This is a genomic window from Streptomyces sp. NBC_00503 (assembly GCF_036346895.1).
Classification (GTDB): Bacteria; Actinomycetota; Actinomycetes; order Streptomycetales; family Streptomycetaceae; genus Streptomyces.
Genome location: NZ_CP107855.1, coordinates 7,657,522 through 7,682,065, shown reverse-complemented (window position 1 = coordinate 7,682,065; position 24,544 = coordinate 7,657,522). Strand labels below are relative to the sequence as shown.

The 24,544-nt window shown below is 69.2% G+C and carries 24 protein-coding genes; 12 read left to right on the top strand and 12 right to left on the bottom strand.

Going from position 1 to position 24,544, the window contains the following annotated elements:
• Positions 1-216: 216 nt before the first annotated feature.
• From OG490_RS35055 to OG490_RS35045, 3 genes are all read left to right on the top strand, one after another.
• Entirely contained in the window at positions 217-759 is a 543-nt protein-coding gene (locus OG490_RS35055) for a matrixin family metalloprotease (protein ID WP_330300313.1), read from the top strand.
• A 2-nt stretch (positions 760-761) separates the two neighbouring features.
• Positions 762-1,295: a hypothetical protein gene (locus OG490_RS35050; protein ID WP_330300312.1), complete on the top strand. Its 534-nt coding sequence runs from the start codon at positions 762-764 to the stop codon at positions 1,293-1,295.
• Positions 1,296-1,443: 148 nt separating this feature from the next.
• Positions 1,444-3,393: a transglycosylase domain-containing protein gene (locus OG490_RS35045; RefSeq protein WP_330300311.1), complete on the top strand. Its 1,950-nt coding sequence runs from the start codon at positions 1,444-1,446 to the stop codon at positions 3,391-3,393.
• Between the two features lie 47 nt (positions 3,394-3,440).
• Here OG490_RS35045 and OG490_RS35040 read toward each other — a convergent pair whose 3' ends face one another.
• Positions 3,441-3,833, bottom strand: a complete 393-nt coding sequence (locus tag OG490_RS35040) for a nuclear transport factor 2 family protein (RefSeq protein ID WP_330300310.1) — start codon at positions 3,831-3,833, stop codon at positions 3,441-3,443.
• 68 nt (positions 3,834-3,901) lie between these two features.
• Positions 3,902-5,125 carry an alpha/beta hydrolase family protein gene (locus OG490_RS35035; RefSeq protein WP_330300309.1) on the bottom strand — a complete coding sequence of 408 codons (1,224 nt, stop codon included), beginning with the start codon at positions 5,123-5,125 and terminating at the stop codon, positions 3,902-3,904.
• A gap of 91 nt (positions 5,126-5,216) precedes the next feature.
• Between OG490_RS35035 and OG490_RS35030 the strand changes: the two genes are divergently transcribed.
• The 3 genes from OG490_RS35030 (at position 5,217) to OG490_RS35020 (ending at position 8,178) form a co-directional block, all read left to right on the top strand.
• Positions 5,217-5,810, top strand: coding sequence for a TetR/AcrR family transcriptional regulator (locus tag OG490_RS35030; protein ID WP_330300308.1), 594 nt, complete (start codon positions 5,217-5,219; stop codon positions 5,808-5,810).
• A gap of 103 nt (positions 5,811-5,913) precedes the next feature.
• Positions 5,914-6,513 (top strand): hypothetical protein, encoded by a 600-nt coding sequence (locus OG490_RS35025; protein WP_330300307.1) that lies wholly within the window; start codon positions 5,914-5,916, stop codon positions 6,511-6,513.
• A gap of 144 nt (positions 6,514-6,657) precedes the next feature.
• Positions 6,658-8,178 (top strand): pyridoxal phosphate-dependent decarboxylase family protein, encoded by a 1,521-nt coding sequence (locus tag OG490_RS35020; RefSeq protein ID WP_330300306.1) that lies wholly within the window; start codon positions 6,658-6,660, stop codon positions 8,176-8,178.
• On the opposite strand, the gene OG490_RS35015 is transcribed toward OG490_RS35020, so the two are convergent.
• The 5 genes from OG490_RS35015 to OG490_RS34995 form a co-directional block, all read right to left on the bottom strand.
• A complete protein-coding gene (locus tag OG490_RS35015) occupies positions 8,165-9,124 on the bottom strand; it encodes a sigma-70 family RNA polymerase sigma factor (protein ID WP_330300305.1) in 960 nt (319 codons plus the stop codon). The two genes, OG490_RS35020 and OG490_RS35015, sit on opposite strands and share 14 nt — an antisense overlap.
• An 18-nt stretch (positions 9,125-9,142) precedes the next feature.
• Complete coding sequence (locus OG490_RS35010; RefSeq protein WP_330300304.1) at positions 9,143-10,372, bottom strand: NAD(P)/FAD-dependent oxidoreductase; 1,230 nt, start codon at positions 10,370-10,372, stop codon at positions 9,143-9,145.
• Positions 10,373-10,684: 312 nt separating this feature from the next.
• Positions 10,685-11,263, bottom strand: a complete 579-nt coding sequence (locus tag OG490_RS35005) for a hypothetical protein (RefSeq protein ID WP_330300303.1) — start codon at positions 11,261-11,263, stop codon at positions 10,685-10,687.
• Between the two features lie 538 nt (positions 11,264-11,801).
• Positions 11,802-12,455, bottom strand: a complete 654-nt coding sequence (locus OG490_RS35000) for a response regulator transcription factor (protein ID WP_330300302.1) — start codon at positions 12,453-12,455, stop codon at positions 11,802-11,804.
• Complete coding sequence (locus OG490_RS34995; RefSeq protein ID WP_330300301.1) at positions 12,452-13,621, bottom strand: sensor histidine kinase; 1,170 nt, start codon at positions 13,619-13,621, stop codon at positions 12,452-12,454. The genes OG490_RS35000 and OG490_RS34995 overlap by 4 nt, the downstream gene beginning before the upstream one ends.
• 154 nt (positions 13,622-13,775) lie before the next feature.
• Here OG490_RS34995 and OG490_RS34990 point away from each other — a divergent pair, with 154 nt between their 5' ends.
• The gene (locus tag OG490_RS34990; RefSeq protein ID WP_330300300.1) at positions 13,776-14,738 is read left to right on the top strand and encodes an SDR family NAD(P)-dependent oxidoreductase; all 963 of its coding nucleotides are present in this window, start codon (positions 13,776-13,778) and stop codon (positions 14,736-14,738) included.
• 245 nt (positions 14,739-14,983) lie between these two features.
• Positions 14,984-16,738, top strand: coding sequence for an FG-GAP repeat domain-containing protein (locus OG490_RS34985; RefSeq protein WP_330300299.1), 1,755 nt, complete (start codon positions 14,984-14,986; stop codon positions 16,736-16,738).
• A 178-nt stretch (positions 16,739-16,916) separates the two neighbouring features.
• On the opposite strand, the gene OG490_RS34980 is transcribed toward OG490_RS34985, so the two are convergent.
• The 5 genes from OG490_RS34980 to OG490_RS34965 form a co-directional block, all read right to left on the bottom strand.
• The gene (locus tag OG490_RS34980) at positions 16,917-17,705 is read right to left on the bottom strand and encodes an SDR family oxidoreductase (protein ID WP_330300298.1); all 789 of its coding nucleotides are present in this window, start codon (positions 17,703-17,705) and stop codon (positions 16,917-16,919) included.
• An 89-nt stretch (positions 17,706-17,794) separates the two neighbouring features.
• Complete coding sequence (locus tag OG490_RS34975) at positions 17,795-18,370, bottom strand: TetR/AcrR family transcriptional regulator (protein ID WP_330300297.1); 576 nt, start codon at positions 18,368-18,370, stop codon at positions 17,795-17,797.
• 131 nt (positions 18,371-18,501) lie between these two features.
• On the bottom strand, positions 18,502-19,611 hold the full coding sequence (locus OG490_RS34970) for an ABC transporter substrate-binding protein (protein ID WP_330300296.1): 1,110 nt from the start codon (positions 19,609-19,611) through the stop codon (positions 18,502-18,504).
• 300 nt (positions 19,612-19,911) lie between these two features.
• Complete coding sequence (locus OG490_RS39265) at positions 19,912-20,091, bottom strand: putative leader peptide (protein ID WP_443066003.1); 180 nt, start codon at positions 20,089-20,091, stop codon at positions 19,912-19,914.
• Positions 20,092-20,215: 124 nt separating this feature from the next.
• The gene (locus OG490_RS34965; RefSeq protein ID WP_330300295.1) at positions 20,216-20,767 is read right to left on the bottom strand and encodes a hypothetical protein; all 552 of its coding nucleotides are present in this window, start codon (positions 20,765-20,767) and stop codon (positions 20,216-20,218) included.
• A 178-nt stretch (positions 20,768-20,945) separates the two neighbouring features.
• Between OG490_RS34965 and OG490_RS34960 the strand changes: the two genes are divergently transcribed.
• The 4 genes from OG490_RS34960 to OG490_RS34945 all read left to right on the top strand — a co-directional run bounded on the left by OG490_RS34960 (position 20,946) and on the right by OG490_RS34945 (position 24,526).
• The gene (locus OG490_RS34960; protein WP_330300294.1) at positions 20,946-21,248 is read left to right on the top strand and encodes a hypothetical protein; all 303 of its coding nucleotides are present in this window, start codon (positions 20,946-20,948) and stop codon (positions 21,246-21,248) included.
• Positions 21,245-21,583, top strand: coding sequence for a hypothetical protein (locus OG490_RS34955; RefSeq protein WP_330300293.1), 339 nt, complete (start codon positions 21,245-21,247; stop codon positions 21,581-21,583). The genes OG490_RS34960 and OG490_RS34955 overlap by 4 nt, the downstream gene beginning before the upstream one ends.
• A gap of 157 nt (positions 21,584-21,740) precedes the next feature.
• Complete coding sequence (locus tag OG490_RS34950) at positions 21,741-22,073, top strand: hypothetical protein (protein ID WP_330300292.1); 333 nt, start codon at positions 21,741-21,743, stop codon at positions 22,071-22,073.
• Between the two features lie 188 nt (positions 22,074-22,261).
• Complete coding sequence (locus OG490_RS34945) at positions 22,262-24,526, top strand: ADP-ribosyltransferase domain-containing protein (RefSeq protein WP_330300291.1); 2,265 nt, start codon at positions 22,262-22,264, stop codon at positions 24,524-24,526.
• The last annotated feature ends 18 nt before the right edge of the window (positions 24,527-24,544 follow it).

The following is a 24,544-nucleotide window of genomic DNA, read 5'->3' as shown; positions in this document are numbered from 1 at the left end:
CAGCTCCAGACGGTCCCATCGCTCGTCCCAGTCCTCTCCCGCAGCCCTGACGTGCCGTTCGGCGGCCTTCCAGTCCCCTTGCCACGCGGCGTCGGCGACGGCCTGCCGCTCATCACTCTCCGCAATATCTCAGGCCAACGATAAGCCGAGGTCAGAGCGGGTGAGCGGACCGACGAAACGATCGTTCCCGAGCGCCGGTCCCCTACCGTGGATGGAGTGAACAGGTTCCTCGTCGCGCTGTCGGCGGCCGCCTCCCTGCTGCTCCTCGCGCCCGGTCCGGCGCATGCCGTCGGTCCGGCGCCGTGTGTCAGGGGCGAGTCCGAATCGAAGTCCCGGAGCTCCGTGGACGAGGGCGAGATCCGGTACACCGACTCCTCGCAGTACGACGTGGACATCAAGCACGCCATCGCGGCATGGCAGTACTCCGGCGCGAGGATCAAGATCCTCGGGGACACCGCGAGTACGGTCAACGACCTCGACTTCACGGACTTCGACGACCCCGAGAACACGGCGGCCGGCATCTGGAGCTACAACGCCGAACCGGCATGGACGGACTACATCCGCTTCAACAAGGCGAAGATGAAGGGCTACTCGCCGAAGAAGCGCCGGAGTGTCGCCGCCCACGAGCTGGGACACGCGCTAGGCCTCTGCCACAAGGACTTCAATACGACGTACTCGCTGATGTGGCCCCAGGTGCAAGAGGACTACGACGTACCGCAGGCCGTGGACAAGGCCAACTACAAGAAGCTGTGGGGCTGATCATGGATGCAAAGCTGTGGGCTGCGGCGGGCCTGACCGGTGGGCTGCTGCTCGCCGGCGGCGGCTGGTACGCCGTCGCCGGGACGGAGACCTCCACGCACGCGGTGTGCGCGGCGGATCTGTCGAAGGACCCCGTCGTGGCAGACGAGTTCAAGGCGATGGCCGTGGTGGAGACGGTGAAGAACACCCGCGCGTGGGACGACGAGGGCGGCAGCTCGTTCCTCTCGAGCCAGGTACGCGTCCTCAGGACGCTGCAGGGCACCGTGCCCAATGTGCTCACGGTCACCCAAGGCGTCACGAAGAAGGAGACCGTCGCCGGCGGGTACGTCAACGACGATCCGCTCTACGCCGTCCTGGAGCCGGGCGGCCGGTACGTCGTGGGCATCGAGACCATGGACAACGACGGTCAGGGTCCGTGGGTCGGGTACGTGGCACCGGCCAAGCGCGGTGTCGACGGCGAGGCCGCGCACTGGCGGGACGTGCAGCGTGCCCCCGTCCCGGCGCCCTCGCCCTGCGACGACGTGGTGATCGGGTAGGTACCGGGGATGCGGGCCCTCGGATGGGGGCCGTCCTGCGCCGACCGTAAATCTTTCGCGAACGACCCAACCACGAACGCAATTTGATCATCCTCCTTGCCGAGTCCGTTACCGCCCCGTGGTAACGGCTCGCGATCAAGGAGGCCCCGTGGGTCGTGGGAAGAGCCGTAAGGAAGCCGACCGGAAGACCCGTCGCCTCCGCATCGACCTGCCCAGACGCGGCCGCCGGGGCTGGCGGCGCTGGACGCCCTCCTGGAAGCTGGTTTCCGGCCTGTTCCTGCTCTTCGCCGGCGCCCTCGCCGGCCTCTTCACTGTCGTCTACATACGGGTCGAGATACCGGACCCGCACGACTCCGCGCGCCGGCAGGCAACCGTGTACTACTGGGCGGACGGCAGCCGGATGGTGAGCATCGGCGATGTGAACCGGCAGGACGTGAAGCTCTCCCAGGTGCCCGATTCCGTCCAACGCGCCGTCATCGCCGCGGAGAACGAGGACTTCTACACCGACTCGGGCGTCTCGGTGACGGGCATCGGCCGCGCCGTCGTCAACATCGCCAAGGGAAAGGAGACCCAGGGCGGCTCGACGCTCACCCAGCAGTACGTGAAGAACACCTATCTGAGCCAGGACCAGACCGTCCAGCGAAAGATCAAGGAACTCTTCCTCTCCCTGAAGATCAGCAACCAGCGGCCCAAGACGGAGATCCTCGAGGGCTACCTCAACACCTCCTGGTTCGGCCGCGACGCGTACGGCGTCCAGGCAGCCTCGTACGCCTACTACGGCGTCCCTGCCGCGGAGTTGAACCCCAGTCAGGGCGCGCTGCTGGCCGCTGTCCTCAAGGGTGCGGAGAGCTTCGACCCGTCCCTCAGCGCCGCCAACCACCAACGTGCCGAGGATCGTTGGAGCTGGATTTTGGACCGCCAGGTCGACACGGGTTCGATGAGCGCCGAGGAACGCGCGAAGTACACGGAGTTCCCCGAGCCGAAGCCTCCCGTCAAGCCGACGAGCCAGGCCGGGCAGACCGGCTACCTCGTGGACATCGCCAACAAGTACCTCAAGAGCCGCAGCGGAATCACGGACAAGCAATTGGCCGGTGGCGGCTACAGCATCCACACCACCTTCGAGAAGGACAAGGTGGCCGCCCTGACCAAGGCCGTCGAGCAGGTGCGCGCGGACCGGCTGGACCCGAAGAATCGTGCGGAGGACCAGTACGTTCAGGTCGGCGCTGCCTCAATACGCCCCACGGACGGGGCGATCGTCGCGGTCTACGGCGGGTCCGACGCGATCGAGCACTTCACCAACAACGCGGACACCTCCGGCGTGCCTGCGGCCTCGGCATTCAAACCCTTCGTGTACGCCGCTGCTCTGGAGGAGGAGCTCGACGGCGCGGAGCCCCCGGCCGAGAGCCCTGCCCCGGAACCCCTGAAACCCAGGGCGGTGGGGGCAGCCGGGGCCCTCCGCACGGCCCTGGTGTTCCCCGACCACGCACCGTTCGTGGAAGCCGGCAAGAAGGTCGGGCTGGAGAAGGTCAAGGACCTCGCGGTCGCGTCGGGACTGCGTGAGGAGAGCATGGCCAAGCTGGAGCCGACCTTCTCCATCGGCACCTCTACCCCCAGCGCCGTCCGACTGGCCAGCGCCTACACGACCTTCATCAACAAGGGCCTGGCCACCGAGCCCTATTCGGTGGCCAAGGTCGAGCGCAACGGCGCCGCGGTGGACGGCTTCGGCCGGCCCAAACCGCGGCGGGCCATGAGCCCGGACACGGCCGCGATCGTGGGCGCGGCGCTCCGCCACGTGGGCTGGAACGCCATCGGATCTCCGACGGATCAGCGGACCTACGTTCCGTCCTGGGCGGGCAAGACCGGCCCCAACGACCGTATGAACTCCGCCTGGTTCATCGGCACGACGCCGGAACTGAGCACCTCGGTCGCAATGTTCCGCACGAAGCCCGACGTCACGCAACTCCTGCCCATGCAGGGCGTGGGCGGCCCCGACTCCGAGCGGGGCAGCGCCCTCCCGCCCCTGATCTGGAAGGCCTACACCGAGGTGGTGGTGCCCGCCCCGCCGTACCCGGCGGATGCGCCCGTGGAGCGCCCGTGACGGCCCCCTTCGGGTGCCGGTCCGCCTCGGCCCGGACGGTGCTCGCCTCAGCGGGCGCTGCCCATGGTGCGGTCGGCTTCGGAGCCGCTCAGCATCAGGGTGGTTTCCTCGATGCGCTGGAACCGGCCGTCGGGGGCGAGGTCGGCGAAGACGTAGACCTCCATGGTGACGGTGGTGCCGTCGTTCTTGGTGATGTGGCAGGTGTGCCGGTCGGCGTACTTGTTGCCGTCGTGCAGCTCCTCGTGGACCTCGACCTCGCCGCTGGCGACGATGCCGCGCAGGTGACTGATGTGGTCGAGGAACTGTGCGCGATCGGCCCACTCGCCGTCCGTGCGCTGGCGGTACCCGGGCGCGAAGTGGCGCTCGGCGGCCTCCTCCAAGGTGATGTCGTGGTTGAAGAGCAGGTCACCCAGGGCGCATGCGATTCCGGTGCGGTTCATTGCGGCTTCCTTCGGGCGGGGCGGGTGGGCGGGTCGGTGGGGGCGGGTTCGGGACGGCGGCTCGGGTTTCAGGCCGTGGCTGCGAGGGTGGTGTCGAGCCAGTCGTAGATGCGGGCCAGGGCCAGTCGCATGGCGCCGGGGTGGCAGTGGGCGCCGGCGCCTTCCTCGGCGGTGAACGGCATCAGGGTCTTGGGGCAGGTGAGGTGCTCGTAGAGCTGTTCGGGCTGGCCCTTGAAGAACTCGTCCTCGGCTGCGTCGCATACGAGGGTGGGGCACTGGATCAGTTCGGCGATGCCGTCGGCGAGGGTGTAGTCGAGGTAGGAGGCGCTGAAGGCCCGGGGGGTCTCGACGCCCATCACGTACATGCCGTGGTTGATCGCCCACCGCGCGGTGGCGTCCTGGGCCTTGATCTGTTCGAAGCGTGCGTCGAGTTCGGGGGCGGAGTCCGCGCGCAGGAGCCGTTCGGCCTCGTCGCGGTCGCCGGGGATGTGCCGGGTGGAGATCTGGCCGAGGTCGTAGACGCCGTCGACGGCGATCAGGGCGGCGAGGCGGTGCTCGTAGGCGGCCGCTCTGGGGGCGAGTACGCCGCCCATGCTGCTCCCGAAGAGTGCGATGCGCTGGTTGTCGACCTCGGGAAGCGTTTCGGCGAAGTCGATGACCGGGGTGATGACGTTCTCCCAGTCCGGGCGGAAGACCAGGCCCTGGTGGTGGCGGGGGCCGGGCTGTCCCGGGCCGTCGAAGGTCAGAACGGTGTACCCGCGCTCTACGGCGGCCAGTGCGCCGCTGAAGTGGAGTTCTTCGGCGGTGCCGTCGAAGCCGCTGTGCATGATCAGGGTCGGGCGGGGCGTGCCGGTGTCGTCGGCCCGGTAGAGGTAGCCGGGGAGGGTGGTGTCCTCGTAGGGGATGCGGACCGGTTCGATGCGCGGGGTGGTGTGGAGCGCGGCCGCGGCTCGGAAGCAGTCGACGCTGCGGTCGTAGGCGTGGTCGTGGCGGGGGTCGCACGGGTGGCCGTGCTGGAAGAACTCCGCCGACCGGTAGTAGTTCGAGGCGCGCAGGAATCCGTCCCGGGCGCTGATGGTGTGGCCCGCGTCCAGGGCCCGCTGGGCTTCGGCGGCCACCCGGTCGGCGGTCGCCGTCCACTCCTGGTACCAGCTGTCGTAGTCGCCTTCCTTGATGCGCTCGCCGGTGGAGACGACCTCGCCGAAGTCGGCGCCGCCGTAGGCGATGTGGCTCATGGAGCGCAGGGTCTCGTACCAGAACTGGGGGTTTCCGGGGAACATCAGCGGCTTCATCACACTCTCCTTAAGCACAGATCTGTGCGTATGGCAGGACTGTAGACCCCGCGGTCGCGATTAAGCAAATGTTTGTGCTTACGATGTGGGGGTGACTTCGAAAGAACCGGCCCCGCGCCTTCGCAAGAGCCCCGAGCAGGTCCGCTCGGCGGTCCACCAGGCCGTCATCGACCTGCTGTCCGACCCCGAGGGAGCGGACCTGACCATCCCCGCGGTCGCGCAGCGCGCCGGGGTGAACCACACCAGCGTCTACCGGCGCTGGGGCAGCCGGGAGGCGCTCCTGGCCGATGTGGTCGTCACCCGGCTCGAACAGGACTGGCCGCTGGCCGACACCGGAACCCTGCGCGGCGATCTGACGGCGTGGGTCACGGCCGGCGTCGCGAGCATCCGCACGGCCGAAGGGCGGCTGCTGATCCGCGCCGTCGCCCTGTCCATGCCGGGCAGCGCCACGGCCCAGGGCGAGCGCGCGCAGCAGTTCGAGCGGCGCCTCGGCGCCATCGAGAGCATCCGCGACCGGGCCATCGCGCGCGGCGAGGTCCCCCCGCCCCTCGACCGGATCCTCGACCAGCTCGTCGCGCCGCTGTATCTGCGGGCGATCTTCGGCATCGACCCGCCGGCCTCCGGCTACCCGGATCTCCTCGTGGACAGCCTCCTCGGCAGTACGGCCGCGTCGCAGCCGGCGTGAGCGTGCCGCCCAATCCTGCTGAGCGTGCGCCGAGTCCGATGCCCGCAGTGATCACACGAATTACGGTGGCGGAGGCCCGCGAGGACGTGTGACGGTTCGGTCCATGGGCAACTCCCGGGCGTATCCCGTCTTCCAGAGCACCGACGCAGCCACGGCGTACGAACAGGCCAAGCACCTGCGTACGTTGATGGCGAAGTGCGAGGCCAAAGCCGCTCTCTACGCCGAGTTGCGAACGGTCGAAGACGTGCGGCAGATGGTTGCGGTCCTGCCGGAGGCGGACTTCGACTACTTCGACTACCTGGACATGCGTACCGGTCCCGCGGGTGAGCACGTCTGGTTCGACCTCGATGTGGCGACCGTGGGTGCCGCCGCGCTGGAGGCGCATCTGCCGCTGGATGTCTCGGCGGACGTTCCGACGGGGACGGTGGAGGAGCGCTTCGTGGCGGTTCTCGGCCAGGGCATCGCCGACATCTGCTGGCGCGGCCTGTGGCCGGAGCGCCTGGAGGCGGAGCAGTACGCGAGCGCGAACCACGACGGAGTCCAGATCGTGTTCCACGGTGAGAGGGCCCAGTTGAACGGGTGGACCGAGCACCACACCGTCTTCGTCCACGGCTGCAGCAACCACGGGGCCCTGACCAGAGCCCAGGAGCTCGCCGCGCTCATCGGCAGCAAGGTCCTGGGCGAACCACAGCTCGGATGGTGATCAGGCTCGGGGCGGGGTCCGCCGCAGAACAGCACCCATTCGCGTGTCGGCCGGCAGGCGGCGCTCGTTACGATCATGGCCTCGCTGAGCTGAGCAGCGGGCCTTGCTCCGACGAAAGGTCCACCTGCCGCCATGAACCATCGCTTGAGTGAGCCGACGCCGACGCTGACGACGGCCCGGTTCGGCGAGGTCCTGTTGTCGCCGGACCAGCTGCTGTCGCCGGACCAGCTGCCACCAGCGGTTCACGCAAAGGTCCTGCGGGACGAACTCGTAGCCGCGGCCGAGTGGGTAGCGCAGTACCTGATCGAACTGCCGGCCGGCCCGGTGGGCCGCCAGATGCCTGCCCCGCAGCGGGCGCGCCTGCGTGAGGGACGGCTCAGCCCGCACGCCGGTGAACTGGGCGGAGTGCTGGACTTCGTGCGGGACGAAATCGCGCCGTTCCCGACAGGGAACGGGCACCCCGCGTTCTTCGCCTGGATCAACTCACCGCCCGCACCGGCCGGGGTCATCGCCGAACTGCTGGCCTGCGCCATCAACGCGACCTGCGGCATGGGCGAGAACGCCCTCATGGACCTGGAACGCGGCACCGTGCGCATGCTCGCCGACCTGGCCGGACTGCCCGCCGGCACGGGCGGGGTGCTGACGAGCGGCGGCTCCATGGCCAACCTCCTGGCCCTGGCCAGCGCCCGCACCTGCTTCCTCACCCGCCGCGGCTCCGCCGACGGCGTTGCCTACGACCGCGACCACGCCCGGCTCACCGTCTACTACAGCGCCCAAGCACACATGTCAGTGGCCAAGGCCGCCTCCTGCATCGGCCTGCCCGCCCACCGACTGCGCCCCGTGGCCACCGATGCACACGACCGCCTCGACCCGGCTACCCTGCGCGCCGCGGTCACCGCCGACCTGGACGCGGGCCTGCTGCCGTTCTGCACGGTCAGTACGTTGGGCACCACCGCGACCGGCGCCGTCGACCCGCTCGAAGCGGTCACGCAGGTGTGCCGGAGCGTCGGCATGTGGCATCACGCGGACGGGGCCTGGGGCGGGCTGGGAGCCGCCGTCCCGGCCCTGGCACCCCTCTACCAAGGCGTTGCCGGCCTCGACTCGATGACCGTGGACCCCCACAAGACCCTGAGCGTGCCGGTGGGCTGCGGTGCACTGCTGGTCCCGGACCCCGAGCATCTGCACACCGCCTTCGCGCACGAGGCCTCGTACCTCACCGCGGACGAACCGGACGCCCTGCCGTGGCTCTCCCACGCCACGATCGAGCTGACCCGCCCCGGCACCCGGGCCCTGGCCCTCTGGGCCACCCTGCAACACCTGGGCCGCGACGGCGTCACCGGCATGATCGAGCGCTACCTGACCCTCGCCGGCCAACTGCGCGACCGGATCACCGCCGAACCCGGACTGGAGCTCCTGCCGAGCGGCCCGTGGCCCGTCGTCTGCTTCCGCATCGCCAACCCGGACGGTGGAGACCCGGACATCCTTCACACCCGTGTCGCCCGCCGCGTCCAGGACAACGGACGCGCCTACCTCGCCACCGTCTCCGTACAGGACCGCACTGTTCTGCGCGCCTGCCTGTGCAACTACCGCACCACCACCAACGACCTCGACCTGCTCATCCGCGAAGTCCTCGCCGCCGCCGGCCCACCGCTCACCACTCGGTGAGGGGTGGCGATGCCGGTTCGCTCTGCTGCCAGGCTTCGGTGAGCCGGGCCATCCGGGCGGGGGCGGCGATGCCGCGCACGGTGTCGATCCTGCCGTCGGTGATGTCGAACGTCACGGCGCCCATGACCCGGTCGGCGAGCACGAAGAGGAGGGCGGGGCCGCTGTTGACGAGCGCGTAGTGGACGGCGAGCGCCCCGCCGACCAGCCGCCGCTTCGCGGGTGTGGGCTTGAATCCGGCCCGTGCCATGGCGGCGATGCGCTCCGCAGTGTCGTATCGCAGCAGCGTCTTGGCCAGGCCGGCGGCGTTGGAGTCGGAGACCGCGGTCGCCTTGTCGGTGAGCAGCGCCACCAGCCGTTCGGTGCGGCCTGAGGTGGCGGCGGTGAGGAAATCCTCGATGATCCTGCGGGCGGATGCCGGGTCGACTTCGCTACTGCGGCGGCGCGTGGCGGTGACGCGGGTCCGGGCACGGTGAAGGTGCTGCTGGCTCCCTGACTCGGTGATGTCGAGGATCTGGGCGATCTCGGCGTGGTGGTAGGAGAACGCTTCGCGCAGGATGTAGACGGCCCGCTCGACGGGTGACAGGCGCTCCATGACGGTCAGCATGGCCAGGGAGACCGATTCGCGCTGCTCGAAGGTGTCGGCCGGGCCGAGCATGGGGTCGCCGTCGAGGAGCGGTTCGGGCAGCCAGGCACCGGCGGTGCGTTCGCGACGGACCTGTGCCGAACGGAGCCGGTCGAGGCACAGGTTGGTGACGACCTTGGTCAGCCATGCCTCGGGCACCTTGATCTGCTGCCGATCGGCGGCCTGCCAGTGCAAGAACGCGTCCTGCACGGCGTCCTGGGCATCGGCGGCGGAGCCCGTCAGCCGGTACGCCAGCGAGGCCAGCCGGTTCCGGCTGGCCTCGAACCGACTGGTGTCGAAGCGATCACTGACGGTGCTGTCCACGCGGATCACCCTAAGCGGCTACGCGATGGCCTGGTCGGCGGGGGCATCCAGCGTGTACGGGACCTCGTCCATCGTGGGCCTGTCCTGCTCGGCGGCCAGGTGACGCCCCCGCTTGGGCATGCAGAAGGTCGGGTGCAAGCTGGTCCACAGCGAGACCTTGAGGATGCCCGCCTTGATCCGCGCGGCCTTGCGGCCGCCCATGAACTTCGGCTTTGCCCGCGCTTCTTGGTCGACCATCTGCAGGATCCCGTCCTGCCGCCCGAGGCTGATGTGGTTGCCCGGGTAGTGCAGGTTGACGTGTCCGATCCTGCCTCCGGTGAGGTGTCCCACGATGGCCTTCATGGCCTGCATGCCGGTGTAGCCGGCCGACGCGCAGGACATCGGGAGCGGCAGGCCGTTGTCGCCGATGGCGTGGACGCTGTCGCCGGCGGCGTAGACGTTGGGGTGCGAGAGCGAGCGCATGGTGCGGTCGACGAGGATCCGGCCGTTCCCGGTGACTGCCAGCCCCGCGGCAGCAGCAAGGGAGTTGACCGCGAACCCGGCGGTCCACACGGTGGCGTCGCAGACCAGGGCGGTACCGTCGGCGCACCGCACCCCCGTCGCTTCGACGGCTTCGACGCCGGTGTGTTCCAGGACGGTGATGCCCAGCCTGTCGCAGGCCCGGCGCAGGTGGCCGCGGGCTCCGTCGGAGAGCTGGGCGCCGAGCTCGCCACGGGCGACCAGCGTCACCGACAGGCCGGGCCGGGATTCGGCGATTTCGGTGGCGGTCTCGATGCCGGTCAGACCGTCGCCGACGATCAGCACGTTCCCCCCTTCCCGCAAGCTGTCCAGGCGCTCGCACAGGCGCAGCGCCGAGGGCCGGGCGGCGACGTCGAAGGCGTACTCGGCCACTCCGGGGACGCCGCGGTCGTCGCCGTGGCTGCCCAGCGCGTAGAGGAGCGTGTCGTATCCGAGCTCGTCGGCGCCACCGTCGGCGTCTTCCAGGGCGACGACCTGGCGCTCGGGGTCGACGGCCGTGACACGGGCCAGGCGCAGCCTTGTCCCCGTACCTGCGAAGATGTCGGCGAGCTTGTGGGTTCCGATCTCCTGGCCGGCCGCGACCTGGTGGAGCCGCAGCCGCTCGACGAAGTCGGGCACGGCGTTGACGACGGTGATCTCGGTGTCGGCCGGGGACAGCCGACGGGCCAGGTTCCCGGCCACGTAGGTCCCGGCGTAACCGGCGCCGAGGACGACGATGCGGTGCTTCATGTGATGCTCCTGTCCGTTCGGTTCGCTTGGCTCTCGGTGACTTGAGCGGAACAGCGCCCCGGTTCCTGACAGGAACTTCATGTGGCGCGGGTCACAGACCGGAAGGGAGGGGCTGGCGCCGGTGCACGGCGCCCGCCCCCCATGCCCTCGCGGGGGAATCTCGGCCTAGATCCGCTTGTAGGTGCGGTTGGAGACGAAGTCAGCGGCCTTGAAGACCGCGCTCATCCCGTCATTCGTGAAGGTGTGGACGATCGTCACGGTGACGCCCTCGACGTCCTGCCCGATCTCACGCCGGTCGGTTGGGCGGGCAGATCAGTGGCGCAGCGCGTAGTGGATCAAGCGCGAGCCGGCCTTGTCCGCGGCCAGACCGAGGGCGGTTGCGATCACCTCGTCCGACAGCTCATCGTCCTTGGCGTTGCAGGCCGCAATTCTGGCTGCTCGTTTGGTGGCACGTTCCAGTGCGGCTACGGCCCTGAGTGCGGCCAGCGGAGCATCGGCGGCCAGGTCGAGCAGATGGTCCTCCACGCGCTGCAGGAGGGTGGCCAACTCGGCGGGCAACTGCACCGTTCGGGACTCGACGTCCTCGATGTGTTCGTCCCAGTCGCCCTCCGGGCCGTCGATGACCGGCTCGTACCGACTCACCCTGTCGACGGCGTCCCAGTCGATCGGGTACGTCGTGCCGCCCCTCCAGCCGCAGGCGCACGCTGCCCGAGCCCCGGCGGCGTGCGGCCGGTTCAGGATCCCGCTGTACGCCCACCACTCGCGGGTCTCATGGAAATTGGAGCCGCTCCCGGGATCCAGATACACCGGCCCCGGTTCGCTCCCATCAGCCAGCACCGCCCCCGCCCAGCCGGCATGCGACGACCCGAAGTCCTCCGACACCCACCCCATGACCCACCTGCTCCCGGGCTGGCGAGCTCTCCCCGCGCACCCTCGCAACGCGCCCAGCCACGGCGGGCGTGGACGCCCTCGCGCCCTCGTCCAGCATGCCCAAACACGACGGCAGCCGAGCAGGGAACACCCGAATGTGTGGTCCGGCACGGAGCGGCAGGGGTCGTCAGTCGATCGTCCAGCCGTACTCCCGGTGAGCGGCACCGGCTTCCTCTTCGCCAAGTCAGACGAGACCGAGCCGCTGACCCCGTAGTCGGAAGATCCCCGCTGCCCAGTCCGCAAGCTCCTCGTCGAGTTCCTCGGCGGAGATGATCCCGTCGTCGAAGTCGGTCACTTGCTGTGCGGGGCCGGCATGAGACAGCAACCACTCAGGAAGTTCTCGCGGATCTACCCACCGCCTTCGCCAGAAGGGCCCTTCCCTCGTCCACCAGGCGTTGACTCGGATCACGAGCACGCCGATCTGCTCGTTCCCGTCCATGAGACGAGCGGCAGCACGGCGGTACGGGTCGAGCCGGGCATCGGCCCCGCACCACGCGGCTCAGTTCGGCGTGATGCCGGTGAGGACGGCGAGCACAGCGAGACGGATGCGGTTGTCCCGGCCCGTCTTCGCCATCAGGCTGGCCACGTGCGTCTTGACCGTGGTGACCCCGAGGTGCAGCCGGTCGGCGATCTCCTTGTTGGACAGGCCTACGCCGAGCAGTCCGAGCACCTCTCGCTCGCGCGGGGTGATGGCCGGCGCCGGGATGTCCGTAGGAGTGTCCGAGGAGGTACGGGTGTGGAGGGCCTGGGCGACGAGGCGGTCCAGGACGTCACGGCTGAAGGGGGCCTCTCCGTTGGCGGCCCGGCGTACGGCCTCCAGGAGTTCGGCCGGTGGGGTGTCCTTGACGAGGAAACCGCAGGCTCCGGCCGCGAGCACCGGATACAGATGGTCGTCGTCGTCGAACGTGGTGAGGGCGACGACCCGGGTGGCGGGGCGTGCGGTCAGGATGCGGCGGGTGGCCGTGATGCCGTCCATGCCGGGCATTCTCAAGTCCATGAGGACGACGTCGGGAGTCAGGTGCTCCGCCAGTCGTACCGCCTCCGCGCCGTTGTCCGCCTCGCCCAGGATCTCGATGTCCTGGGCCTGCTCGAAGAGCATGCGCAGTCCCATACGGACGAGCTGCTGGTCGTCGACGACGAGGATGCGGATCACAGCTGGGGCTCCATGTCGGTTGCGAGGGAGGGAAGTTCGGCCGTGAGCCGCCAACCCTGAGCGGCGGGGCCCGCGTCCAGTCGGCCGCCGAGCAGGTCCACGCGTTCGCGCATGCCGATCAAGCCGTGTCCGGACGGGCCGGAGGCCGGCGGCCGGGCCCTTCCGGCGCCGTCGTCGTGGATCGTCACGTGAACGGCGTCCTCGGCGACCCGCACGGCCAGCTCGGCGTGTGCGCCGGGACCGCCGTGCTTGGCCGCGTTGGCCAGGCCCTCTTGGGCCAGGCGCAGGACCGCGAGGCCGCGTACCGCGTCCAGCCGCGCGACGCGGGGATCCACGGAAGCGGTTACGGTCAGCCCGGTCTGGCGGCTGTGTTCCACCACCGACTCCAAAGCCGCCGGCAGGGCTCCGGGCTCCACCAGGGAGCCGGTGGTGGGACCGGTCCGGTCGGGGGCGCGCAGTACGGCGACCAGGCGCCGCAGATCGGTCAGTGCCGCGCCGGCGCTGGCATGCAGGTCGTCGAGGACTTCGGTGATCCGCGGGTCGGTGGTGCCGGTGGCCGCGGTGACATGCCGGGCTACACCGACGCGCAGCACCATGGAGGAGACGTGGTGGGCCACGAGGTCGTGCAACTCCCGTGCGATGGTGGTCCGTTCTGCAGCCCGGGCGGCCAGCAGCTGTTGTTCGGCGCGGAGTTCCTGCTGTTCCACGTTACGACGGGCATGCACCGCGGCGTCGCGGGTCACGCGTACGTAGGCACCCAGGAGCAGCGGCAGGCCTGCGACGACACCCATCTTGTAGAGCACCGGCAGGAGTTCGCCGGGCAGGTCTTCGATGCGGTTCACGGCGACGGCAAGGGCCAGTCCCGTCGCTCCGGCGGCGAGGCGGCGTCCGGACTGCCGCACCGCCAGCTCGAAGAGGGTGACGGCGGCCAGCACCTTCAACGAAGGAACGATGCCGGCGCCGAGCTCGTGTGAGACAACGAGCAGGACCGACTGCGCCAGGAGCGCACCGAACACCCATTTCCCCGCAGCCAGACACAGCAGGAGCCCGACTGCGGCGAGGCCCCAGCCCCGCGCCCCGAACGGTCGCTGCAGCAGCAGGACATAGCCGACCATTACGCCGGCAAGCGCCAGGATCCGCATCCCGGCGAATCGTCTGTCGAACACAGGCTCGATCCAAGCTCTGTTCACTCCCCCACGATAGGCGGACGCCCGTACGCCCGGGTCCTGCCGTGGGAGGAGGCCAACTCCTCCCACCGGCCGCGATGTCCGGCCCGTGGAGGGAGTCGGGAACCCGGGTCGTTCGGCGAGGGTGAGCGACATGGATACCGACGCACATACGGCCACGAGTGCCAACGCGGACGCAGAACCCACCGCCATGGGACGACGGTCCCTCCTCGGCGGTGCGGCCGCTCTGGGGCTGGGGAACACGGCCTTCGGCACCACCGCCCACGCGGCCGGTGCCCCACCGAGGTCCCACACCAGGGCCGGCCGCTTCCAGGGAAAGTCCGTACTCATCACGGGCGCCACATCCGGCATAGGCAGGGCGGTGGCGAAGGCGTTCGCCCTTGAGGGCGCCCATGTCGGATTCTGTGGCAGACGAGCCGAGTTGGGACGCCAGGTGGAACGCGAGATCCGGGACGCGGGCGGCGAAGCCACGTACATCGAGGCCGATGTCCGCGTGGACGCCCAAGTCCGCAGCTTCGTGGACCGGGTCGCGAGCCGTTACGGCGGCATCGACGTCGCCTTCAACAACGCCGGCATCGGAAGCAGCAAACTACCTCACGAGATGAGCGCCGAGGAGTGGGACGACGTCCAGGCCACCAACGCCCGGGGCGTGTTCCTCGCGATCAAGTACGAGATTCCGCACATGCTCAAGGCTCAGCACGGCGTCATCATCTGCACCTCGTCATCAGCGGCCGAACAGGCGCGGCCGAACAGCACCGCGTACACCGCCAGCAAGCGGGCGGTGCAGGGCATGGTGAAGTCCGCGGCCCTCGCATACGGACCCAAGGGAATCAGGCTCAACGCCCTGCTGCCCGGCACCACCGACACCCCCTTCGTCCGCCCGCCGGGAATCCCGGACGCGGATTGGGCGAAGTACAAGCAGGCGTGGGGACCGCTCAACGTCGACGGCCTCGAACGGATGGCCGAAGCCGAGGAGATCGCGCGCGCGGTGCTCGGGCTCGCGTCCGACGACTTCCCCTACATGACGGGTGCGTCGATCACCGTGGACGGCGGAAGCACGGCGGGCAGGAAGATGATCCGGCCGAGCGGTACGTGAGGCTGCCGGGTTCACCATTCCTCGCACGCCAGCGCCCCTCCCAACCAGCACGAAAGGATCGGCCCGGCACATCAACTAGGCATCTAACAAAGGGAGTCGATGCCAATCGACCCCACCCCACTGTCAGTGGCACAGCATACGCCGCACAGACGAAGTGGGGCCCGTTCATGCACGGACGCGTATTCCAGGGCACACGGCAGCACGTGCCCCGGCAGGCCCTTACGGCTCGATCCTCAGGAGGGATCTTGACTTCACAGCACCGCGGACGACTGCGCGCCCTGGCCGCCGGAGGCGTACTCGCCCTGGCCGCCGGCGTCCTCTCCGCCGCCCCGAGCACCGCCGCCCCGCAGTCCCTGGCGCCCGCACCGGCCCTCGCGCGGCCCGCGGCCGCCCCGGCAGCGGAGTCGGCCTCCAGCGCCGCCCCGCGAGGCGACGGCGGGCACCCGACCGTCGTCATGCCCGACCGCGCCACGCCCTCCGCACTGGTGGCTGCCGCGGCCCTGCCGCGGCACGACGTCGACGGCGACGGCATCAGCGACATGATCGTCGTGGAGTACGACCAGAGCATGGGCGTCTACCTGTCGTCGATCTCCGACTGGGGCGACTACACGATCTCCAAGACCGACCCCGATTCCTCGTACAAGGACCTGTTGCCGGTCGGCGACGTCGGCGGCACGGCCAAGGCCGAGTTGCTCTCCCTCTCCTTCGACGGCGTACTCACTCTCTACGAGACCGGTCTGAAGGGCACGTCGGCGCCCCTGTGGTCCGGGGGCGGCTGGCAGAAGTACAACCGCCTCGTGGCCACCGGCGACGTGACTGGCGACCACCACCCCGATCTGCTGGCCCGCGACCACGTCGGCGACCTGTGGCTGTACACCGGCACCGGGAGCGTCAACAAACCTTTCAACACGCGGGTCAAGGTCGGCTCCGGCTGGGGGATCTACGACCAGATCGTCGGTGCCAGCGATGTCGACGGCGACGGCCTCGGCGACGTCTTCACCCGCACCCTGACCGGCGAGTTGTGGTTCCACAAGGGATCCGGCAGTGCCACCGCCCCGCTCAAGCCCCGCGTCAAGGTCGGCACGGGCTGGAACACGTACAACGTGATCAGCGGCCCGGACGATGTCGACGGCGACGGCTTGAGCGACCTGGTAGCCCGCAATCGCGACGGCCTGCAGTACTTCTACAAGTCGATCGGCGGAGGCAAGTTCGCCGCACCCGTCTACCACGGCAGCGGGTGGGAACTCAACAGGTTCATGGTCGGCGCGGGCACCACTCAGCTCTACGGCAAGTCACAGAACCTCATGACCGAGTCCAACAACACGCTGGCCAAGTACTACGCCCTGGCCAACGGCACCTACGTGACGCCGCCGATGGCGGTCGGCACCGAGACGCCCGGCTCCCGCAACACCTACGCCACCGCGCTCAACAGCCACAACCACGCCAGCTACGTGCAGAACATCGGCAGCGATCTGTACATCCGCGGCCTGAAGGTCAGCACGACGTGGAACTACACGCTCATGGTCGGCCCAGGTGACCTCACCGGCGACGGCAAGGGCGACCTGCTCAGCCGCGACTCCGCCGGCGTCCTGTGGCTGCACCCCGGCGACGGCGCGGTGGAGACCAAGCTCGGCACGCGGATCAAGGTCGGCACCGGCTGGAACGCCTACAACGCGGTCGTCGGCGCAGGCGACTACTCCGGCGACGGGCGGCCCGACGTGATCGCCCGGGACACCTCCGGCCGGGTGTTCCTCTACAAGGGCACGGGGACGTCCACCGCGCCGTTCGCCGCCGCGGAACAGGTCGCCACCGGCTGGAACGTGTACGACACGCTGCTCGTTCCTGGTGACATCGACGGCGACAGCAAGGGCGATGTGCTCGGCCGCCTCCCGAACGGCGACATGTACCTGTACACCTCAACGGGCAACGCCGGTACCGCGACCTTCACCGCCCGGGTGCTGTTCGGCCGCGGCTGGAACATCTACAAGAACATGATCTGAGTCCCACGGCCGCCCGGCGGCCGGTCCACGATCAGCGACGGCGCGGGCCCGTCCACCGGCACCAGCCGGCGGGCAGGCCCGCGCCCGTTGCGCCACCGCGGCCCGCTCAGACCAACCCGTCGGCGTGTCCAGTGCTGTGGCCGGAAAGGTTTGCCGGGTCGCGGCGCCCGGCACGGCACTAGCCGGCCTTGAGGGTGCCGCCGTCGATGACGTGGTCGGCGCCGTGGATGTTGGCGGCACGCTCGGACAGGAGGAAGGCGACCAGGTCGGCCACCTCCTCGGGCGTGGTGATGCGCCCCGAGGCGAGGCCGAACTGGCCGGGTATGTTCGCGAGGAGATCGCTGTGGCTGACACCGTAGGCGTCGGCCACTTTGCCGCCGAAGCCGTTCGGGTCGGTCCACAGCGGGCTCGCGACGAAGCCGGGGGAAACGGTGTTGACCCGTACCCCGCGCGGTGCCAGTTCCTCGCTGAGCCGCTTGCTGAGCTGGTTCAGCGCCGCCTTGGCCTCGGCGTAGCCGACCGGTGAACCGGCGGGCACGCGCGCGTTGATCGACGAGATGTTGACGATCGACCCCCTGCGCTCGAGGATGCTCGGCAGCGCCGCCCGGGTCGTCCAGACCGCGCTGAACAGGTTGAGGTCGAAGACGGCCTGCCACTGTTCGTCGTCCACGTCGAGGAAGCCGCCCAGGGACAGCTTGTCCGGGTCACCGGCGCCGACGTTGTTGACCAGGAAGTCGATCCCGCCGACCGCGTCGATGGCCTCCTCGACCACCCTCGTCGCCCCGTCGCGCGTGCTCAGATCGACTGCCACGGTGGCAGCGGCGGCCTTCGCCAGCTCGGGGGTGATGGTGCGGGCGGCGCCCACCACCCTGACGCCTTCTGCGGCCAGCGCCTGGGTGATGGCGAGGCCGATGCCTCGGCCCGCGCCGGTGACGATGGCGGTCTTTCCTGTGATTCCGAGGTCCATGGCTCTCTTTTCTTGCGATTGCAGGAATTCTTGAACTACAGGTCAAAAATTAGGGCGTAAAAAATGCCCCCCATCGGGGGCATCGTGGATCAGAGAGCCGCCAGGGCGGTGTCGATGATCCCGTGCAAGATCGGCCCGTCGAACGACTTGGCCATGACGCGCAGCCCCACGATCGTGTTCAGGAGGAACTGCGCCTGCGCCCCGGCGTCGACCTCAGGGGCGACATCGCCGTCGCGCCGGCCCTGCTCGATGCGGGCGGTGAGGAGCTGGATGGTGTGCTGCCCCATGCGCTGAACCGCACGGGTGGCCTCCTCGTCCCGACCACCGAGCTCCAGCGCGGTGTTGGCACCGAGACAGCCGCGCCTGACGGGCCCGTTCAGGTCCGTGTCGACCAGGAAGATCAGGTAGTCGCGGATGCACTCCTTGGTCGCACCGGGCCGCGCGAGCAGCTCCTCGGTCATCTCGGAGCCGGCGCGATCGTAGAGCTCGAGGGCCTTGCCGAACAGCTCACGCTTGGATCCGAAGGCGTGGTAGAGACTCCCCTTGGCCACCCCGGTGGCCTCGGCGAGGTCGGCGGGAGAGGTGCCGGCGTAGCCGTTGGTCCAGAAAGCCTCCATCGCCTGCGCGATGACCACGTCCGGTTCGAAGTTCTTCGGCCTGCCCATGACGTCACGCTATCGATTCTTGACCCTGAGGTCAAGAATTCGAGTGCGGATGGGCTCGCGCTGCACGGTCGAACCGAATCGGCTCGGCTCGGGCCGCTACCGGCCTGCCGGCCTACCGGGCCGATACTGACTTACTTGGCGCCGAGACCGGCGTCGGAGACCTCGGGCTTGCCCGCCGCTTTGAGCACCTTGTTCAGGAGCCGCAGGTCGTAGATGCCGTTCAGGTCGGGCTGCTCGATGAACTTGGCCATGACCGCGTGGTCGGCCTGCTTCTTCAGCGTCGCGGCCAGCGGATCATCGGTGACCGTCAAGCTCGGCCACGCCGGGCGGATGACCTCCGCGTCGAGCGGCTTACCGGTGTCCGCCGCGAGCTTGGTGTTCGCGGAGACCTTCGCCTGGTCCTGATGGGCGTGGATCCACCCGTTCGTCTTCACCGTGCCGCGCAGAACGGCCTCGACCACGTCGGGGTGCTCCTTGAGGAACTTCTGCGACACGACGATGTTCGTGATCACGAACTTGTTCTCCGGCCACAGGAAGCCCTCGTCGAGAAGGACCTTGCCGCCGTCGGTAACGAGCTTGGAGGCGGTGGGTTCGGGGGCCCAGGCGCCGTCGATGGAGCCCTGCTTGAAGGCGTCCGGGGTGACCTTGTTGTCGGTGCGGACGACGGAGACGTCGCCCTTGCCGGACTCGGGGTCGACCTTCCAGCCCTTTTCGGCGATCCAGTTGAGGAACGCGACGTCCTGCGTGTTCCCCTTCTGCGGGGTGGCGATCTTCTTGCCCTTGAGGTCGTCCAGGGTCTTGATCTTCTCCGGGTTCACGACCAGCTTCACGCCGCCCGAGGCGGAGCCGGAGATGATCCGCAGGTTCGAGCCCTTGGACTTCACGTAGCCGTTGATCGACGGCGAGGGGCCGATGAAACCGATGTCGAGAGAGCCGCCGTTGAGGGCTTCGATCTCGGACGGACCGGCGTTGAAGGTCTGCGGCTTGATCGTCGTGGAGCCCAACTCCTTCTGGATCAGGCCCTCCTGGAGGCCGACCAGGGCGGTCGCGTGCGTCAGGTTCGGGAAATAGCCGATGCGGACCTCGGAAGCCGACAGCGGCTTGTCGACATCTGCAGCGAGGTTCGTCCTGCCGTCCTCCTTCTTCGCCTCGGCACGGAAGCCGCAGGCCGTGAGCAAAAGAGGAAGCGCCACTGTTAAGGCGATGGCTCGCAGGGTGGTGAGCGGTCGGGCGGCAGACACGAAGGTGTCCCTTCACGGGGTGGACGGCATTCGGGAAGGCAGGGAGAGACGGGCGATGCGACGCCATCGGCACGCACGGCACCCACTCCCCGCCGCCGGTGGTGAAACGCCGTAACCGGCCGGGAAGTGGAAGGTGTCGCGGAGCCCACGGAATGGACGTCGAGCCGCTGCGCATCGCACGTCGCGTACGAAGGCGGCGCGGGCGGTGAGGCCCACCGAAGGGCTGCCCGGCTGACGGAGAGCGGGAAGGCGAAGCGCACAACGGTCCACTGCACGTGGAGCCGGGCCCTACGGATGACGTCAGGCAGGCTGACAGATGGCGCTGGACGTCCGAACCAGGTCGATGTGGCGACGGGTGGTAAGAGCGGGCAGCAGACGGCGCCCACGGTGCGGTGTTCGCACGGCCACCTCGCAACTCCCTAGTTTTCCCACCTGGTTGGCAGGAATCTTGACAGATGGGAGTCGCCCGCCCAAGAGCATGCCCACATGATGGACGAGCACATGCGGCCGGCGCACGCTCGAAATCTCGCAAGTGGCCGGATGGCCAGGGCTGCGATCCTCAGCCTCCACCTCGGGAGACCTCCTTGCCGGCCGCCGTCCCCGGCTAACCGGCCCGGGACCTCCGCCACTCCACTTCCTCGGCCGCCATCGGGGCCTGGATGCTGTAGACGTCGCCGACCCGCAGCTTGTCCGGCGTGCTGTACTCGCCGTAGGTGCCGATGACGGAGACGGCCACCTGGGACGCGGGCTGCCAGAAGGTACGGAAGTACGGGGCGTTCGCCGGGATTTCCGGGATCTCCACCAGCGGGACGCCGCGCCGCTCCAGCAGGCGTCGAAGCTTCTCGAACCGGAGCCTGGGGGTGAACCGCCCGTACCGGGCACGGAGTGCACCGTCGACGAGCGTACGGTCCCGGTGCGCGAGCCGGTGCACCTGCAGGGTGTAGTGGTGGCCCGCCCAGGGGTCGTCGGCGGAAGCGCGGTCCCAGTAGAACTCTACGAGGCCGTAGTCGCGGACCATTCCCTGGTCGGACGTGTTCTCCCCGAAGTCCGCCCCGAATACCTCGGTGACGCGGTCGGGCGAGTCCGCGGGACCCACGCCGAGCACGGTGCCGGTGGTGACGACGTCCACGTAGAACGCCAGGGAGTACGGGGTCAAAGGCTGAATCCTCGGTGCGGTGCGGTGCGATGGGTGCACACCACCGTAAACCCAGGGCTCTGCTCGACCCGGCCGCCACCCTGCCGGCCAGGGCGTCTGAGTATCCGCACTCATGCCGTCGGGCCGTTGACCGGCAAGGATGGGCGGGTCCCTGACCTCGATTCATCGGAGGCGTTTGATGCGTCCGACGCACCCGCGCCCGCACGGCGGGTGGTACGCCGTACCGGCAGTCATGACGATCGGCTCACTGCTGTTGTCCCTCTACGGCCTCCTGTGGGGCCTGATCGCGAGGGCGGGCAAGCACATCGTGTGCGACTCGACCACGAGTTGCGCGGCGTCCCCGTACGAGGCGGGGTACGCCTCCCCCGGGTGGCCCGGCTGGACGTTTCTCACGGCCGGGGAGCTGTTCGCCCTGGCGCTGTTGGTGTGCGCGGGGCTGTTCGTGGCCCGCCGTGGCAGGCCCTCGCTGGTGACGGCATGAACGACGAAGTCGGACAGACGGAGACCTGCTTCCCCGCCAACCGACCGGCCCGGCTCAGCGCGTACACCGCCGCGGGCGGTGTCGCCCTGCTGATGAGCTTCCTGACCTTCTACGGATGGATGTTTCCCCAACTCACCCTGACCGGGGCAGTGGTGTGCGGACTGCTCGCCGTGGTCACCGGCCACGTCGGACGCCTGCGTCGGCGACGCCACGAGCGGGGCACGGCGCTGCTGGGCATCATCGGCGGCTGGCTGGTGCTCCTCACCTGCGCGGCGCTCACGACGGTGGTCATCGCGGTCTTCGGCGGGCTCGCCGCGGTACTGGACGGACCCTGATGCGGCGGACCGGTCCACGTGGTCGGGATATCCGCCGACGGCGCCAGGGGCCTGGCCGGCCCAACGTCCGCCCGTCCGGGAAGATGAGTACCGGGGCCGGCCGACCTGAGTACGCCCGCCCGTGCGACCAGCCGTTCAGGACTGCTTGGCTGTCGCCATGTACAAGACGACCCCTGCCCTTGACCTCGGCCACCCCGCCCAGACTCCCGCCGCCCACCAAGTGGCGATGTGGGTCACAGCGCTGACGGTCGCCCTGATCCCCGTGGCCTTCCTCTTCGGAGGGCTCGCGCCGATGGCCGCACAGGACCACCCTCAGACCGTGGCCGTCGTCACCGCTTGCTGGTGGGCGTCCTGGACCGCCACGCCCCTCCTCGTGGTGGCCTCCCGGCTCCCGTTGCACCGCACCGCCTGGGCATGGGCCGGCTACTGGGCCGGGTGGGCCGCACCCCTCCCGCCGGCCACCACGATCCTGCTGACACTCACCCTCTAGCCACCCAAGAGGTTGCGGTGTCACGCAGGCAGTTCGGCGGCGTGCTTCCAGAGCCATGACGGCTGGTCAGCCCCGGCTTCCCGGAGCGTCGTTGTCAGTGGTGGCCGTTAGGTTCGAGGTGTTGCACAGGGTGTCTTCGACGGGAGTGGATGATGATCGAGAGCAGTGTTCAGCCCACGCTGAGGGTGGTGCTGACAGACGTGAACGAGCGCGTGGTGGAGGCGTGGCGGGCAGCGTTCGCGGACACCCCCGGCATCGAGATCCGCAGGGGGTCCATCCTCGACGAGGACGTCGATGCCTGGGTCACCCCGACGAACTCCCGGGGCCGGATGGACGGCGGGGTCGACGCCGTCATCAAGCGCCACCTCGGATCCGGCATCCAGGTGCGTGTACAGCGCGCGATCCGCGACCGGTTCGCCGGAGTGCTCCCGGTGGGCAGCGCGGTCTGCGTCCCGTCCGGGGCAGACAGCCCCCGGTACCTGATATCGACGCCGACCATGGTGCGGTCCTCCCAGAACGTGAGTGCCACGCTGAACGTGGCGCTGGCCTGCGCGGCGGCCTTCCAAGCCGTACACCGGCAGAACCAGCTGGCGCCGGGCAGCATCCGCTCCGTGGCGCTGGTCGGGATGGGCGCGCAGACCGGTCGGGTCCCGGCCAGGGTGTGCGCCAACCTGATGTGGACCGGCTACACGCTCTTCCACGACCACTGGTTCGAAGACGACGACGAGTTGCGCGCCACGATCATCACTCAGCTCAATGGCATAGAGAACGCCCCTGTAGAAGAACGGGTGCGCATCGTGCCGCCGAAGGCCGCCGAACCTGTCGCTGCCGACCACCTCGCCGGCCACCCCGTCGGCCACTCCGTCGGCCACTCCGACGCGAACGACCCCCTGGTCCTCACCGAACTCTTCGACGGCGGCGGGGAGCCTTGGCTTCCGCTCCTGAAGCCCGTGATCGAGGGACTGCCGGACGCCGCCCGGTTCATCGGGAAGGGCCGCAGCCCCGAGATCGTCCCCGTCCGTGAGCTGACCTTCCAGGCACTCAAGCCCAATCCGCCGCACAAGTGGAAGGTCGTCGCCTTCGGCCAGAACCCCTACCCGCGGCCGGAGAGCGCGACCGGCATAGCCATGTTCGACAACACCTTCAACGACTGGAAGGACAGCCAGTTCGGCCGGGTCGTCAGCATCCGCTGCCTCATCAAGGCGGCGGCGATGTGGAAGTACGGCATCGCCAAGAAGACGCCCATCGCCGACGTCCGCGCGTTGTTGAAAGAGCGGGACACCGTCCAGCCGCCGGAGTGGTTCCAGGCGATGCTCACGCAGGGCGTGCTGTTGCTCAACGCTTCCCTCACGGCCAGTGGGGACGGGGCGATGGGGACCGACCAGCACACGGCGTTCTGGCGGCCCGTCGCCGAACGGATCGTCGAGGAGATCCTCAAGGCCAAGCAGGACGCCGACGTCGAGGACCGCGGGGTCGTGTTCGCCTGGTGGGGGGCGCACGCCCGCAGCCTGAAGGGGGTCGTCCTACGGCTCCAGGAGAAGTACCCGGACGTCGAGGTCCGGCACATCGACCACACCAACCCGGCAGCGCAGGGAGACATCTTCTGCGAGGGCGACCATTTCGCCATGGTCAACGAGGCCCTCGCTTCGCTGGGTACCGATGTGATCGACTGGCTGCCGAGCAAGGGGTGGAACGCAGGGGCGGCCGGTGCGGACGCCGGCGTGGCCGCGCGGATGGGCACCTTCATCGAGTCGACCATGAACCTGCACCAGCTGTACCTCGAGCGGCTCACCAGCGTCAAGGACGAGGGCCTGGTCCTCCCCGCGATCACCGGCGTGTTCGACACCCCGCTGATGGATTTCCAGGACGCCGTCGCACCGGTCGCCGAGACGCTGTCCGGGCTCGCCGGACACATCGTCCGATCACGCGACTTCGGCAAGCGGCGGGCGGACGGGACGTCCGGCGGCCTGTCCGCCGACGCGATCGCCGCGCTCTACCTCTACACCTGCGAGTCCGCCTTCTACCGCGAGATCAATGCGGTCCTCCGTTCCCCGGACCGCACCAGGGTCACGCCCTACCTGCCGTACCTGCGGCTGCTGTTCTCGGCGGTGTCCGGGCTACCCGCACACACGCAGCCGCTGTGGCGCGGTGTGTCTCTGGACCTGCGGGCTCAGTACCCGGTGGGCCAGACGGTCACCTGGTGGGGCGTCTCCTCGTGCACCTCCGAGCTGAAGGTGGCCCGGTCCTTCCTGGGGAGCCGCGGCAAGCGGACGCTCTTCGAGGTGACGCCCGCCCACGCGGTCGGGATCAGGGGCTTCTCCGCCTTTACCGGGGAGGAGGAGTACATCCTCACGCCGGGCACTCAGCTCAAGGTGACGGACGTGAAGAGCGAGCGCGGCGGGCTGTGCACGGTGAGACTGACCGAGGTGGACGCCGCTCCGATGGTGTCCTGACCGCCCTTCGGGCCGCGA

What these genes read in the sequence shown, in the direction of transcription:
- OG490_RS35050 (WP_330300312.1), top strand. Translation starts at nt 762, where the DNA reads ATGGATGCAAAGCTGTGGGCTGCGGCGGGCCTGACCGGTGGGCTGCTG.
- OG490_RS35040 (WP_330300310.1), bottom strand. Translation starts at nt 3,833, where the DNA reads ATGAACCGCACCGGAATCGCATGCGCCCTGGGTGACCTGCTCTTCAAC.
- OG490_RS35035 (WP_330300309.1), bottom strand. Translation starts at nt 5,125, where the DNA reads ATGAAGCCGCTGATGTTCCCCGGAAACCCCCAGTTCTGGTACGAGACC.
- OG490_RS35025 (WP_330300307.1), top strand. Translation starts at nt 5,914, where the DNA reads ATGGGCAACTCCCGGGCGTATCCCGTCTTCCAGAGCACCGACGCAGCC.
- OG490_RS35010 (WP_330300304.1), bottom strand. Translation starts at nt 10,372, where the DNA reads ATGAAGCACCGCATCGTCGTCCTCGGCGCCGGTTACGCCGGGACCTAC.
- OG490_RS35005 (WP_330300303.1), bottom strand. Translation starts at nt 11,263, where the DNA reads ATGGGGTGGGTGTCGGAGGACTTCGGGTCGTCGCATGCCGGCTGGGCG.
- OG490_RS34990 (WP_330300300.1), top strand. Translation starts at nt 13,776, where the DNA reads ATGGATACCGACGCACATACGGCCACGAGTGCCAACGCGGACGCAGAA.
- OG490_RS34980 (WP_330300298.1), bottom strand. Translation starts at nt 17,705, where the DNA reads ATGGACCTCGGAATCACAGGAAAGACCGCCATCGTCACCGGCGCGGGC.
- OG490_RS34975 (WP_330300297.1), bottom strand. Translation starts at nt 18,370, where the DNA reads ATGGGCAGGCCGAAGAACTTCGAACCGGACGTGGTCATCGCGCAGGCG.
- OG490_RS39265 (WP_443066003.1), bottom strand. Translation starts at nt 20,091, where the DNA reads ATGCTCTTGGGCGGGCGACTCCCATCTGTCAAGATTCCTGCCAACCAG.
- OG490_RS34960 (WP_330300294.1), top strand. Translation starts at nt 20,946, where the DNA reads ATGCGTCCGACGCACCCGCGCCCGCACGGCGGGTGGTACGCCGTACCG.
- OG490_RS34955 (WP_330300293.1), top strand. Translation starts at nt 21,245, where the DNA reads ATGAACGACGAAGTCGGACAGACGGAGACCTGCTTCCCCGCCAACCGA.
- OG490_RS34950 (WP_330300292.1), top strand. Translation starts at nt 21,741, where the DNA reads ATGTACAAGACGACCCCTGCCCTTGACCTCGGCCACCCCGCCCAGACT.